The sequence below is a fragment of the Streptomyces sp. NPDC048671 genome (assembly GCF_055587045.1).
In genome coordinates this window covers 24987-39008 of sequence record NZ_JBVJHB010000025.1, presented here as the reverse complement: position 1 = coordinate 39008, position 14022 = coordinate 24987, and the positions used below count along the sequence as shown (strand labels likewise).

The following is a 14022-nucleotide window of genomic DNA, read 5'->3' as shown; positions in this document are numbered from 1 at the left end:
CATGACGGGCCGCCGGAAGGACCGCCCCTGGCTCATGCGGACGTACGCCGGCCACTCGACCGCCGAGGCGTCCAACGAGCTCTACCGGCGCAACCTCGCCAAGGGCCAGACGGGTCTGTCGGTCGCCTTCGACCTGCCGACCCAGACGGGTTACGACCCCGACCACATCCTCGCCCGCGGCGAGGTCGGCCGGGTCGGCGTGCCCGTCTCGCACCTCGGCGACATGCGCCGGCTGTTCCAGGACATCCCGCTGGAGCAGATGAACACCTCGATGACGATCAACGCCACCGCGATGTGGCTGCTGGCGCTCTACCAGGTGGTCGCGGAGGAGCAGGGCGCGGACGCGGACGAGCTCCAGGGCACCACGCAGAACGACATCGTCAAGGAGTACCTCTCGCGCGGGACGCACGTCTTCCCGCCGGGCCCCTCCCTGCGGCTGACTACCGACATGATCACGTACACCGTCAGCCGCATCCCCAAGTGGAACCCGATCAACATCTGCAGCTACCACCTCCAGGAGGCGGGGGCCACCCCGGTCCAGGAGATCGCGTACGCCATGTCGACGGCCATCGCGGTCCTCGACGCGGTGCGCGACTCCGGGCAGGTGCCCGAGGAGAAGTTCGGCGCCGTGGTCGCCCGGATCTCCTTCTTCGTGAACGCGGGCGTCCGGTTCATCGAGGAGATGTGCAAGATGCGCGCCTTCGGCCGCATCTGGGACCGGATCACCCGGGAGCGCTACGGCATCACCGATGCCAGGCAGCGCCGCTTCCGCTACGGCGTCCAGGTCAACTCGCTCGGCCTGACCGAGGCCCAGCCGGAGAACAACGTCCAGCGCATCGTGCTGGAGATGCTGGCCGTCACCCTCTCCAAGGACGCCCGCGCCCGCGCGGTGCAGCTGCCCGCCTGGAACGAGGCGCTGGGGCTGCCGCGCCCCTGGGACCAGCAGTGGTCGCTCCGTATCCAGCAGGTGCTCGCCCATGAGAGCGATCTGCTGGAGTACGAGGACATCTTCGCCGGGTCCCGTGTCATCGAGGCCAAGGTGGACGAGCTGGTCACCGACTCGCTCGCGGAGATCGACCGGATCCAGCGGATGGGCGGCGCCATGGCGGCCGTCGAATCCGGCTACCTCAAGTCCGAGCTGGTCTCCTCGCACGCCGCCCGGCGGGCCCGGATCGAGGGTGGCGACGAGAAGATCGTCGGCGTCAACATCTACGAGAGCACCGAGCCCAATCCGCTCACCGCCGACCTCGACGCCGCGATCATGACGGTCGACCCTTCGGTCGAGGCCGAGGTCGTCGCCGCGCTCCACGAGTGGCGCGACAACCGCGACGAGGCCCGCGCCACCGAGGCGCTGGCCGTCCTGAAGAACGCCGCCGCGGGCACCGAGAACATGATGGAGGCCACCGTCGAGTGCGCCCGCGCGGGCGTCACCACGGGCGAGTGGTCCTGGGCGCTGCGCGATGTCTTCGGCGAGTTCCGCGCACCGACCGGGGTGTCGTCGGCCCCGGTCGCGGTGACGGCCGAGGAGGGCACCCCGCTGGCCCTGGTACGCGAGAAGGCCGCCCGGACCGCCGCGGACCTGGGCGCGGGCCGGCTGCGGCTGCTCGTCGGCAAACCCGGCCTGGACGGGCACTCCAACGGCGCCGAGCAGATCGCGGTACGCGCGCGGGACGCCGGTTTCGAGGTCGTCTACCAGGGCATCCGCCTCACGCCCGAACAGATCGTCTCGGCCGCCGTCGCCGAGGACGTGCACTGCGTCGGCCTGTCGATCCTGTCCGGCTCGCACGCCGAGCTGGTGCCCGACGTGCTGACCCGGCTCCGCCGGACCGGCGCGGGCGACATCCCGGTGATCGCCGGCGGGATCATTCCCCCCGCCGACGCCGAGGCCCTGATCAAGGCCGGTGTCGCCGCCGTATTCACCCCGAAGGACTTCGGCATCACGGAGATCATCGGCCGTATCGTCGACGAGATCCGGAAAGCGAACAAGCTCGACCCTCTGGAGGTCCCCGCATGACCACGCCCGCCCCGTCGCCCGCCACCACCCCGAACTCGGGCGGCTCCGCCGCGCACCCCTCGAACCGGCTGCGTCCCCGTCGCTCCTGTCTGGCCGTGCCCGGCTCGAACCCCCGCTTCCTGGAGAAGGCCCAGGGCCTCCCGGCCGACCAGGTCTTCCTGGACCTGGAGGACGCCTGCGCGCCGCTCGCCAAGGAAGGCGCCCGGCACCACATCGTCGACGCGCTGAACAACGGCGACTGGACGGGCAAGACCCGGGTCGTGCGGGTCAACGACTGGACGACGCACTGGACGTACCGCGACGTCATCACGGTCGTCGAGGGCGCGGGTCCCAACCTCGACTGCATCATGCTGCCCAAGGTCCAGGACGCCCAGCAGGTCGTCGCCCTGGACCTGCTGCTCACCCAGATCGAGAAGACAATGGGCTTCGAGGTCGGGAGGATCGGCATCGAGGCGCAGATCGAGAACGCCAAGGGCCTGGTGAACATCGACGACATCGCCGCCGCCTCGCCCCGTCTGGAGACCCTGATCTTCGGCCCGGCCGACTTCATGGCGTCGATCAACATGAAGACCCTGGTCGTCGGCCAGCAGCCGCCCGGGTACGGCGCGGACGCGTACCACTACATCCTGATGCGCATTCTGATGGCGGCCCGCACCCACGACCTCCAGGCGATCGACGGCCCGTTCCTGCAGATCCGCGACGTGGACGCGTACCGTGAGGTCGCGGGCCGTGCGGCGGCCCTCGGCTTCGACGGCAAGTGGGTGCTGCACCCCGGCCAGGTCGACGCGGCGAACGAGGTGTTCTCGCCCTCGCAGGAGGACTACGACCACGCCGAGCTGATCCTCGACGCCTACGACTGGTGCACCTCCGAGGAGGGCGGCAGGAAGGGCTCGGCGATGCTCGGCGACGAGATGATCGACGAGGCCAGCCGCAAGATGGCCCTGGTCATCGCGGGCAAGGGCCGCGCGGCGGGCATGGAGCGCACCTCCAAGTTCGAAGCTCCGGAGGCCTGAAATGCAATTCGGACGCACATACGAGGAATTCGAGATCGGTGCAGTCTACAAGCACTGGCCCGGAAAGACCGTCACCGAATACGACGACCATCTCTTCTGCCTGTTGACCATGAATCACCACCCGCTGCACATGGACAGCAACTACGCGGAGAAGACGACCGATTTCGGTAAGAACGTTGTCGTCGGCAACTACATCTACTCGCTCCTGCTCGGCATGTCGGTTCCGGACGTCTCCGGAAAGGCGATCGCCAACCTGGAGGTCGAGTCGCTCAAGCATGTCGCACCGACCTTCCACGGCGACACGCTCTACGGCGAGACGACGGTCCTGGAAAAGACTCCGTCGAGGTCCAGGAGCGACCGCGGAATCGTTTATGTGGAGACCAGGGGATACAAGCAGGACGGCACGGTGGTCTGCGTGTTCCGTCGCAAGGTGATGGTCCCCACGGAGACGTACATCAAGGAGCGGGGCGGAGAACAGCCCGGCCGCCCGGAGCCGAAGCAGCCTTCGCAGAAGAACGTGGAGAAGTAGCCATGGCCCGACTCGCCCAGACCGCCGGCCTCAACGACATCCAGCAGGAAATCCTCTCCACGGTCCGGGATTTCGTCGACAAAGAGATCATTCCGGTCGCGACCCAGCTGGAGCACCGCGACGAGTACCCGGCCGAAATCGTCGAGGGTCTCAAGGAACTCGGACTTTTCGGACTGATGATTCCCGAGGAATACGGCGGTCTTGGTGAGTCCCTGCTCACGTACGCCCTGTGCGTGGAGGAGATCGCCCGCGGCTGGATGAGCGTGTCCGGGATCATCAACACGCACTTCATCGTGGCGTACATGCTCAAGCAGCACGGCACGCAGGAGCAGAAGGACACCTTCCTGCCCCGGATGGCGCTGGGCGAGGTGCGCGGCGCGTTCTCGATGTCCGAGCCGGCCCTGGGCTCCGACGTCGCGGCGATCACCTCCAAGGGCGTGCGGGAGGGCGACGAGTACGTCCTGAACGGCCAGAAGATGTGGCTGACGAACGGCGGCACGTCCAACCTCGTCGCCGTCCTGTGCCGGAGTGACGAAGGCCACCCCGAGGGCACGCCGCCGCACAAGTCGATGACGACGTTCCTGGTGGAGAAGGAGCCCGGATTCGGCGAGGTCCGGCCCGGCCTCACGATCCCCGGGAAGATCGACAAGATGGGTTACAAGGGCGTCGACACGACCGAACTCATCATGGACGGGCTACACATTCCGGCCAATCGTGTACTCGGCGGCACCACCGGCCGAGGGTTTTACCAAATGATGGACGGAGTGGAGGTCGGCCGGGTAAATGTCGCTGCCCGTGGCTGTGGCGTCGCACAGCGTGCATTCGAGCTGGGCGTTTCTTACGCACAGCAGCGCCATACCTTCGGAAAACCGATCGCCCAGCACCAGGCGATCCAGTTCAAGCTGGCCGAAATGGCCACCAAGGTAGAAGCTGCTCATGCGATGATGGTAAATGCAGCGCGCAAAAAGGACTCCGGGGAACGAAACGACCTGGAGGCAGGGATGGCGAAGTACCTCGCCTCCGAGTACTGCAAGGAAGTCGTCGAGGACGCCTTCCGGATCCACGGCGGTTACGGCTTCTCCAAGGAGTACGAGATCGAGCGCCTCTACCGGGAGGCACCGATGCTGCTGATCGGTGAAGGTACCGCCGAGATCCAGAAAATGATCATCGGGCGCCGACTCCTCGAGGAGTACCGGTTCCAGGGTTGATTGCCCCATTCGCGGTGATTTAACCGCGAAGAAGATCACACCCTGTCATCCTCATCCGGTGCCTTCCAGACGTCCGACTCGGCTGCTGGCTTGCCCAGTTGCGGTCAGCAACCGATAACATCGCCGGAAAAGCCGCCGTCCCCCGTTGCCAGCGCGGCATCATCCGCTACGAAGGTCATCCATGCCCGACAGCCATACCTCTGCACCACGCGGCGGGGTCCGCCTTGCACGCGGAGCTTCGCCGTGGCTCCTCCCGACCGTCGCCACCGCCGCACTCAGCCTGTCCCGGGCCCGCAGGTCCGGGCGCTGGGCGGCCGTGGCCGTGCCCACCACCGCGCTCGCGGCGGGCATGCTGTGGTTCTTCCGCGACCCCGAGCGCGAGATCACCCAGGGCCGCGTCATCTCACCGGCCGACGGCGTGGTGCAGAGCATCATGCCGTGGAAGGACGGGCGCACCCGCGTCGCGATCTTCATGAGCCCGCTGAACGTCCACGTCAACCGCGCGCCACTGGCCGGCACGGTGACATCGGTCGAGCACATCCCCGGTGGCTTCGTTCCGGCGTTCAACAAGGAGAGCGAGAACAACGAGCGCGTTGTCTGGCACTTCGACACCGAGCTCGGTGACATCGAGATGGTGCAGATCGCGGGTGCCGTCGCCCGTCGCATCGTCCCGTACGTCCCGCAGGGCACGAAGGTGGACCAGGGCGAGCGGATCGGCCTGATCCGGTTCGGCTCCCGAGTCGACATCTACCTTCCGGAAGGTATCGATGTCGCGGTCGAGGTCGGCCAGGCCACCACCGCGGGGGTGACTCGAATTGACCGTGATTGATCCCGAGACACAGGCGGGCTGGGTGCCCGAGGCGGATACCGAGGACGACACCGAGGACATGCCGCTCTCCATGCGGCTGTCGATAGCGGACACCCTCACTCTCGGTAACGCCACGTGCGGTTTCATGGCGGTGTACTTCACCACCACGGGCATCCTCATCCCGCACCTCACGGGCAGCGACGAGAGCGGCATGGCCCGGCACTCCGCGGCCACCGCCGTCATCCTGATGCTCATGGCCGCGATCTTCGACCTGTTCGACGGACTCGTGGCCCGCAAGCTGCGCTCCTCGCCGATGGGTGCCGAGCTGGACAACCTCTCGGACCTCGTCAGCTTCGGGCTCGCCCCGGCGTACTTCGTCCTCGTCTACGGCATGGTCGCGGACGACGCACACCAGCGGGTCTCGGCCCTCGCGGCGATCGTCGTGCTGCTGGCGGTGGTGCTGAGGCTTGCGCGATTCTCCTGTGTGACCTTGAAGGACGGCATGTTCCAGGGCATGCCGAGCCCCTTCGGAGCGCTCACGGTCATCTCGATCGTGCTCCTGGAGCTGCCCTTCGTACCGACGCTGCTCGCGATCGTCGGAGTGGCGTGGCTGATGGTCAGCCGGGTCGAGTACCCCAAGCCGCGGGGCGTCCTCGCGGTGGCGATGCTCGGCTGGATCGTGGCCGCGATGGGGCTGCTGGCCGCGTGGGCGTTCGAAGCCCCCGGCGGTCAGCTGCTGCTCCAGACCGGCTGTGCGCTCCAGGTCGTCCTGGGGGCGGTCATCCCGCTCTTCGCGACCGCCCGCCGGGTGAACACCTTCCGCGACAACCGGCGCGAGGCACGGGCGGCGCAGCTGCCGTAACGGCTCACGCACGTCGTGCGAGAGGGCCCGGATGCTCCCCAGCATCCGGGCCCTCTCGCATGTCCCGGGAAGACGCCTGCCGAACAGGCGCCCGGTCAGTCCACATGCTGCCTGGGCTGCCCCGGAATGACATGAACGAGCGGTCCGGTCCCCGATCCGCCGGACGGTCCCTAAGCCTGTGCTATTGACCCGGCACGCCTTGAGCGGGGGCTATTGACCGGGCAGCCCTTAGCGGGGGCTGTTTGTCGAAGGGCACATACCCGAGGCAGTCGCAGATATTCTCCGTTCGATTCCATCACCGGCACCAATCGCCACCGTTGTCAGCCTGCCGTTCCGGGCACTCGGCCGGCATTCCTCATGCCGTGGGAGCACATCACTCATACATGCCACCGGCACGTCCCTCATACGGAAACTTCTCCACTCTCACGCCGGGCCCGGCGGTACGGTGCCAGCGCGAAGGCACCGCCCGTGACGCGGCGGGACCGGAAGAGGGGATTCGGCGGATGTCGGACTGGCCACTGGCGATCGGTGTGCTCGGCACATTGACGATGCTGTTCTTCCTCTGCGCCGGTGACCGGTTCGTCGGCCTCATGGGCGGACGCACTCCCTGGGGCGTCTTCGGATTCGTCGTGTCGCAGATGGTGGAGAAGGGTGTCTGGTTCTTCCCCGGCTCCACCCCAGCCTGGTACGGGCCGTCGACCTACGTCTCGGCGATGGTGGCCGGCTTCGTGGGCTTCGCCCGCCTCCAGCTGACCACGCCGGAGCAGCGCGCCAACCCGGAGAACGACCCGCTCTCGGCGAACGAGCACGCGGCCTCCGCCGAGGAGCGGCTGCGGAGCTACGCCGTATCGGACGATCTGGCGGTCCTGGACCTGGCCGTGGACGACTTCCGTACCGCCACCCGACAGAGCGTGGGACACGGCTCCCACCTCGTCCATGTCTGCGCCCTCATCCGGGCCGTAAGGATGCGGTACGAGCGGCTCGGGCGGCTCCAGGATCTCGACGAGGCCATCGAGGCCGGTGAGCGGGCCGACCGGGCCCCAGGCGCACGCCAGGCCCGTGGCCGTATGCTCTGCCAGCTCAGTACCGCGTTACGGCTGCGCTACGACCACCTCGGCGCGGCGGACGATCTGGCGCGCGCCGTCGCCGCCGGGCGCGAGGCCGTACGGCTCGTCCCGTCCCGCAGCCCTCACTTTCCCGGTACGTGCGGCCAGCTCGGCGCTGCACTGCACAGCGAGTTCCTGCGCACCGACGACATGGCCGTCCTGGATCAGGCCGTCGCCCAGGTGTCGGCCGCGGTGGAGTGGTCCGACGCGCGCGGCTACCGGCGCGCGGCGGACCGGGCCACCCTCTGCTACCTCCTGGTGCAGAGGGGGAAGCGGACCGGGGACCTCGCGGACATCGACAGGGCCGTGAAGCTGGGGCGGGAGGCGCTGGAGACGCTCGCGCCGGGAGAGGCGCTGTTCGCGACGTGCCTGAGCAATCTCGGCCTGGCGCTGCGTACCCGGCACGGACTGCGGGCGGGCGCTGACCGGAAGCCGCCCACGGACGATCTGGACGAGGCGATCGGCCTGAGCGAGCGCGCCCTGAGCACCGCGCCGGCCGATGCCCCCGAAAGGGCGGTGTACCAGGTCGTCGCGGCCCTGGCACTTCGCGATCGCGCCCAGTACGACACGGCCCGCACGACCGGCGGCGGGGGTTCCCCCCGCCCGAGACTGGACCTGGCCCTCGACGCGGCTCGGGCCGCGGCGACCCACCCGAGGGCCGATGTGCCGACGCGGATGCGGGCCGGACTGCTCTGGAGCGATATCGCCGCCTCGGCCGCCCGGTACCAGGACGCGGTGACGGCGTTCGAGACCGTCATCGCCCTCCTGCCCCGGCTGGCCGGCCGCGAACTGCGCCGAGCCGACCAGGAGGACCGGCTCGGCCGGTACACCGGCATCGCGGCGGACGCCGCCGCCTGCGCCCTCTGGGAAGGTGCGCCCGAGCGGGCGGTGGCGATGCTGGAGCTGGGGCGCGGGGTGCTGCTCTCGCGGGAACTGGACCTGCGGGCCGACATCGGTGAACTCCGTGCCAGGAAGCCCTCGCTGGCGCGGGAGTTCGAGGAGCTGCGGATGGCTCTCGCCGAGGGCCGCGCCGAACGGCCGGCGGCCGGTGCCGCGGACTCCCGCTCCCGGCGCCGCGAGGAGGGCGAGCGCTGGGACGTGCTGCTGCGCGAGATCCGCTCGCTCGACGGGCTCGCGGACTTCGCGGGGCCGCCCTCCCCGCAACGCCTGCTCGCCGGGGCTGCCGAGGGTGCCGTCGTCTGTCTCAACGTGAGCCGGTACCGCTCCGACGCGGTCATCATCGCCCCCGACGGCATCCGTTCCGTCCCGCTGCGGGTCACCCCGGACGAGGCCGAGCACCAGCGGCGCACGCTGGACGCCGCCCTGGACGCCCGGTACGGCGGCGAGGCGGAGCGTGCCGCGGCGGTGCACGAGGTGCTCGGCTGGCTGTGGGACACCTTGGCCGAGCCCGTGCTGAACGCCCTCAAGGACCTCCACAGCGCGCATCGCGGCCCAGGGCTGCCACGGGTGTGGTGGGTGCCGACCGGATCGCTCGCGCTGCTGCCCATTCACGCGGCGGGACACCGCGGCGGTACGCGCTCCCTGCTCGACCGGGTGATCTCCTCCTACACGCCCACGGTGCGGTCCCTGGCCACCGCCCGCGCCGCCCGCGCCGTCCCCGCCCGGCCACGGGTGCCCCTCGCGGTCACCATGTCCAGCACACCGGGAGCGGGCCCGCTCTCCGGGGCCGAGGCGGAGGCGCGGATGGTGAAGGGCCTCTTCCCGGGAACCGTCCGCCTCACCGATGCGGACGCGACCCGGGAGCGGGTCCTGAGCGCACTCCCGCACCACGCCTGGGCGCATTTCGCCTGCCACACGGCAACCGATCCCGACGTCCCCTCACGCAGCGGGCTGCTCCTGCACGATCATCAGCGGCATCTGCTGACCGTCGAGGACGTGTCAGGACTGGACCTGGGCAGCCCCGAACTGGCCTATCTGTCCTCGTGCGACACCGCCCGCACCGCGCCCCGCCATGCCGACGAGGCCATCCACCTGGCCTCCGCCTTCCAACTTGCGGGCTACCGCCAGGTCATCGCGACGCTGTGGCGGGTGGAGGACGAGGTCAGCTCCGTGTTCGCCGAGAACGTCTACGCGGAGCTGGCCGAGGCGGTCCGGTCCGACGCCTCGGTCGACGCGGCGGCCGCGGTGCGTCGCGCCACCCTGGCGGTCCGTGACCTGTGCCCCAACAGGCCGCAGTTCTGGGCGAGTTATCTGCACGTCGGGTGCTGAACGGCGGCCGGGGGCTCAGGCCCCGGCCGCCGTGGTACCCGACGGCACCGGCGGCTCGGGCGGCTCCGGCAGCTCGGGCGACTCCGGCGGTTCGGGCGGCTGCGTGGTCGCGTCGGCGTCTCGCGGCGGGCAGGAGACCCCCGCCGGATCGGAGGGGCCACGGGTCGGTTCGGGCATCCTGACGACCGGCGCGTGCCCCCGGAATTCCCCGCCGCCCTTCATGCGTAACTTCTTCTCGAATTCGGTCAGTTCCGGCTCTTCGGCCCTGGGCGCGGTCATCCTGGCTCCTCGGTGGTCCGGGCGGCCGGGACGGCCGGCGGAGGGGTGTCGGGCGGCGCGGCGGCGGGCGGGGAGAGGAGTTCCAGCACATCGGTGTCCGCCGCCCTGATGTGGATCCCGGCGCTGTCCCGGACGGGCCGGACGAAGCTGCCGTCCGGCTTCATCAGCCACGCCGACTCAAGGTAGATCTCGGGGGCCTGCGGATACGAGGTGGCGTAGGACCGGCTTCCGTACCAGCCGCCCACCCAGGCACCGTCCCGCAGCCGCATGCGGACGAAACAGGGCCCGGACCGGCGGAACAGGTGGTCCCAGGCAGTGGGCGTGGAGCGGTAGCGCGCGGGCCGGCGCCGCCGTTGCCACCAGGTGACACCACCGGCGGCCGCGGCCGGCACGACGATGAACAGCACCAGCCCCAGCAGCCCGGCCGACCGGGGCTGCTGCGCGAACGCCTCCCGGCCGGCCGAGCCCGCGTGCCGGGCGAAGCGCACCAGCTGGGGTCCTGCCGCGATCAGATAGAGGGTGTCGAGCACGACGGATGCCGCCACGGCCCGCAACACCCGTTCCCCCAGGTCGCGTTCACCGGGGACCGGGCCCCGCCAGCGCTCCCGCAGGAACTGGTAGGTGACTCCCGGCAGGACGAACAGCACCAGCAGGGCGATCTGGAGCAGGGTGGACGGGGACTGTCCCATCACATGCCCCGCAGGCCCTCGGACGGATCGTGCGCGATCAGCCTCGCCCGCCGCGCCCGGACCGCCAGCACGGCCGCGGCCACCGCCGTCGAGATCGCCACCCAGGGCCTCGCGTGCACGATCCCCCAGGCGACCTCCGACTGCCGGGAGACGGCCACCGCGACCAGCACCCCACCGACCATCCACAGGGTCCCCGACACCCGCCTCGGAACGGTCATCTCCGCGAGCAGCAGGAGGGCTCCGAGCAACGCGGTGACGGCCACCGCCATGGTGAACGGGTCGCTCGCCACGAGCACCCGGTACTCACCGATGTTCATCAGGCACGCCACGGTCAGCCACTTGGCCCGGCCGAAGCCGATGAGGGGCGACAGGACCACGAGAGCCAGCACCATCGCGTAGACCACCGACTCCGGTACGTGCATGAACCGACTCCCCCGCCCCGCTGTGCGCCCATCAGCGTCCTGCGGGAAATGCTAGTCAGGTCCGGGGAACATCGAGGTCCCCCGTTCGGGTGATTGCGGTGCCCCAAGGTTTCCGGCCGCCCGGCCTTCGGGGCACGCGCGGCCCACCGCGCAGGACAGCCGCCTCCGCCCTCCCGGAGACAGTTGTTTTTTACGTACGAATGCAAATCTTTTGCACACCGCCCGAGGTCGCCGAGCCCCCAGGTGTTCCGTACACCGCACCACGACAAGCGATCACGCACCTCGCATCCCGCGTTCTTCGCAGGTTTAAGTCATGAATTTGAGTATCCAAAGCAGAATCTTGCGCAGCGGCATGGACTTCCTTGCGGTGCTGCTCCTAGCCTGTGGGGCGTCCGAAGAGCCCCCACGAGCCGCAAGGACGACTGATAAGTGACTCCACCTCCCAGACGCAAGTTGCTCAGACGCTCCATATCCGCCTCTCTCTCGCTGGCACTCGCCGCGTTCGGCACCGCAGCCGCCGTGGTCATGTCCAGTGCTCCGGCCGCCCAGGCGGCAGGGATACCCGCCCCCTCCCCCGTGGCGGTTCCCGGTCGCGGTGCGACCGTTCCGTTCAAGGAGCAGGAAGCCGAGTACGCGGCCACCAACGGCACGCTGATCGGCCCGAACCGGCTGTACGGCACGCTGCCCTCCGAGGCCTCGGGCCGGCAGGCCGTGACGCTGGACGCCGTCGGCGAATACGTGGAGTTCACGCTCACCGCACCGGCCAACGCGATGTCCTTCCGGTACTCGCTGCCGGACAACGCCGCCGGATCGGGCCGGGACGCCTCGATCGACGTGCTGGTGAACGGCGCATCGCCGAAGGCGGTGCCGGTCACCTCGAAGTACGGCTGGTACTACGGCGGTTACCCCTTCAACAACAACCCGGGCGACACCAATCCGCACCACTTCTACGACGAGGCCCGGACCATGTTCGGGTCGACCCTCGCCGCCGGTACCAAGGTCCGGCTGCAGGTCTCCTCCACCTCCGCGTCACCGTCGTTCACCATCGACCTGGCGGACTTCGAGCAGGTGGCCGCGCCGACCGCCAAGCCCTCGGGCGCACTTGACGTCGTCTCCGACTTCGGCGCCGACCCGACCGGGGCCGCGGACTCGACCGCCAAGATCCAGGCGGCCGTGGACGCGGGCAAGGCACAGGGCAAGGAGGTCTACATCCCGCAGGGCACCTTCCAGGTCCGCGACCACATCGTCGTCGACAAGGTGACGCTGCGCGGTGCCGGCCCCTGGTACTCCGTGCTGACCGGGCGCGACCCCTCGAACCGGAGCAAGGCCGTCGGCGTCTACGGCAAGTACGCCAAGGACGGCGGGAGCAGCAACGTCACGCTCAAGGACTTCGCCATCATCGGTGACATCCAGGAGCGGGTGGACGACGACCAGGTCAACGCCATCGGCGGTGCGCTGTCGAACTCCACAGTCGACAACATCTGGATGCAGCACACCAAGTGCGGCGCCTGGATGGACGGTCCGATGGACAACCTCACCATCAAGAACAGCCGCATCCTGGACCAGACCGCCGACGGCGTGAACTTCCACTACGGCGTCACCAACTCCACCGTCACCAACACCTTCGTCCGCAACTCCGGTGACGACGGTCTGGCGATGTGGGCGGAGAACATCCCGAACGTGAAGAACAAGTTCACGTTCAACACAGTGATCCTGCCGATCCTCGCCAACAACATCGTGACGTACGGCGGCAAGGACATCACGATCTCCGACAACGTCATGTCGGACACCATCAGCAACGGCGGCGGGCTGCACATCGCCAACCGCTACCCCGGAGTCAACTCCGGTCAGGGCACCGCGGTCTCGGGCACCACCACAGCGGCGCGCAACACCCTGATCCGGACCGGGAACAACGACTTCAACTGGCAGTTCGGCGTCGGCGCGATCTGGTTCAGCGGGCTCAACGAGCCCATCAACGCCACCATCAACATCTCCGACACGGAGATACTCGACAGCTCCTACGCCGCGATCCACCTCATCGAGGGCGCGACCAACGGGCTGCACTTCGACAACATCAAGATCGACGGCGCCGGTACCTACGCGCTCCAGATCCAGTCGCCGGGCACGGCCACCTTCACCAACGTCGTGGCCACCCACATCGCGCAGTCCAACCCGATCCACAACTGCGTCGGCAGCGGCTTCCAGATCACCCGGGGCGCCGGCAACTCCGGCTGGTACTCCGACCCGCCCGCCTGCACCGGCAACTGGCCGGCCCCGGTGTGGACCAACGGCGGTGTGCCGCAGGGCGGCAGCGGTCCGACCGACCCGCCCACCGACCCGCCGACCGATCCCCCCACCGACCCGCCGACGGACCCGCCCACCGATCCGCCGGCCGACACGGGCAACCTCGCCCAGGGCCGTCCGGTGACCGAATCGGGCCACGCGGACGTGTACGGCGCGTCCAACGCGGTGGACGGAAACGCGAACACCTACTGGGAGAGCACCAACCACGCCTTCCCGCAGACGATCACCGTCGATCTCGGCGCGGCCAAGGCCGTCAAGCGGGTGGTCCTGAAGCTGCCGCCGGCAGCCGCCTGGTCCACCCGTACGCAGACCCTGAGCGTGTCGGGCAGCACCGACAACAACACGTTCAACTCACTGAAGGCTTCGGCGGGTTACACCTTCGACCCGTCGAGCGGCAACAAGGCGACCGTCACTCTGCCCGGCACGTCGGCCCGCTATCTGCGGCTGACGTTCACCGGCAACACCGAGTGGCCGGCGGCGCAGCTCTCCGAACTGGAGGCATACACCAGCTGACCCCGCCGCGACCGGTCGCCGGACGGACACCCTGAGCGTGTCCGTC

The 14022-nt window shown here is 69.1% G+C and carries 11 protein-coding genes; 8 read left to right on the top strand and 3 right to left on the bottom strand.

Features of this window, described 5'->3' with window-relative positions; translation table 11 throughout:
• The first annotated feature begins 1 nt into the window (after position 1).
• The 7 genes from ACZ6S6_RS35050 (at position 2) to ACZ6S6_RS35020 (ending at position 9769) form a co-directional block, all read left to right on the top strand.
• On the top strand, positions 2-2014 hold the full coding sequence (locus ACZ6S6_RS35050) for a protein meaA (RefSeq protein WP_469709035.1): 2013 nt from the start codon (positions 2-4) through the stop codon (positions 2012-2014).
• Positions 2011-3027: an HpcH/HpaI aldolase/citrate lyase family protein gene (locus tag ACZ6S6_RS35045; protein ID WP_362954483.1), complete on the top strand. Its 1017-nt coding sequence runs from the start codon at positions 2011-2013 to the stop codon at positions 3025-3027. The genes ACZ6S6_RS35050 and ACZ6S6_RS35045 overlap by 4 nt, the downstream gene beginning before the upstream one ends.
• 1 nt (position 3028) lies before the next feature.
• On the top strand, positions 3029-3556 hold the full coding sequence (locus tag ACZ6S6_RS35040; protein WP_362954485.1) for a MaoC family dehydratase: 528 nt from the start codon (positions 3029-3031) through the stop codon (positions 3554-3556).
• Between the two features lie 2 nt (positions 3557-3558).
• Positions 3559-4764, top strand: a complete 1206-nt coding sequence (locus tag ACZ6S6_RS35035) for an acyl-CoA dehydrogenase family protein (RefSeq protein ID WP_469709033.1) — start codon at positions 3559-3561, stop codon at positions 4762-4764.
• Positions 4765-4945: 181 nt separating this feature from the next.
• On the top strand, positions 4946-5593 hold the full coding sequence (locus tag ACZ6S6_RS35030) for a phosphatidylserine decarboxylase (RefSeq protein ID WP_024489890.1): 648 nt from the start codon (positions 4946-4948) through the stop codon (positions 5591-5593).
• A gap of 22 nt (positions 5594-5615) precedes the next feature.
• The gene (pssA, locus tag ACZ6S6_RS35025; protein ID WP_469709097.1) at positions 5616-6434 is read left to right on the top strand and encodes a CDP-diacylglycerol--serine O-phosphatidyltransferase; all 819 of its coding nucleotides are present in this window, start codon (positions 5616-5618) and stop codon (positions 6432-6434) included.
• A 503-nt stretch (positions 6435-6937) separates the two neighbouring features.
• Entirely contained in the window at positions 6938-9769 is a 2832-nt protein-coding gene (locus tag ACZ6S6_RS35020) for a CHAT domain-containing protein (RefSeq protein ID WP_469709031.1), read from the top strand.
• Between the two features lie 15 nt (positions 9770-9784).
• Here the strand turns inward: ACZ6S6_RS35020 and ACZ6S6_RS35015 are convergent, their stop codons facing one another.
• Genes ACZ6S6_RS35015 through ACZ6S6_RS35005 form a run of 3 tightly spaced genes read right to left on the bottom strand, consistent with a single transcriptional unit; the run spans position 9785 to position 11159 of the window.
• The gene (locus ACZ6S6_RS35015) at positions 9785-10048 is read right to left on the bottom strand and encodes a hypothetical protein (RefSeq protein ID WP_469709029.1); all 264 of its coding nucleotides are present in this window, start codon (positions 10046-10048) and stop codon (positions 9785-9787) included.
• Positions 10045-10737 carry a DUF6338 family protein gene (locus tag ACZ6S6_RS35010; protein ID WP_362954493.1) on the bottom strand — a complete coding sequence of 231 codons (693 nt, stop codon included), beginning with the start codon at positions 10735-10737 and terminating at the stop codon, positions 10045-10047. Before ACZ6S6_RS35010 ends, ACZ6S6_RS35015 begins: the two co-directional genes overlap by 4 nt.
• A complete protein-coding gene (locus ACZ6S6_RS35005; RefSeq protein WP_469709027.1) occupies positions 10737-11159 on the bottom strand; it encodes a hypothetical protein in 423 nt (140 codons plus the stop codon). The genes ACZ6S6_RS35010 and ACZ6S6_RS35005 overlap by 1 nt, the downstream gene beginning before the upstream one ends.
• Before the next feature lie 429 nt (positions 11160-11588).
• Between ACZ6S6_RS35005 and ACZ6S6_RS35000 the strand changes: the two genes are divergently transcribed.
• Entirely contained in the window at positions 11589-13976 is a 2388-nt protein-coding gene (locus tag ACZ6S6_RS35000; protein ID WP_362954496.1) for a discoidin domain-containing protein, read from the top strand.
• Positions 13977-14022: the final 46 nt, after the last annotated feature.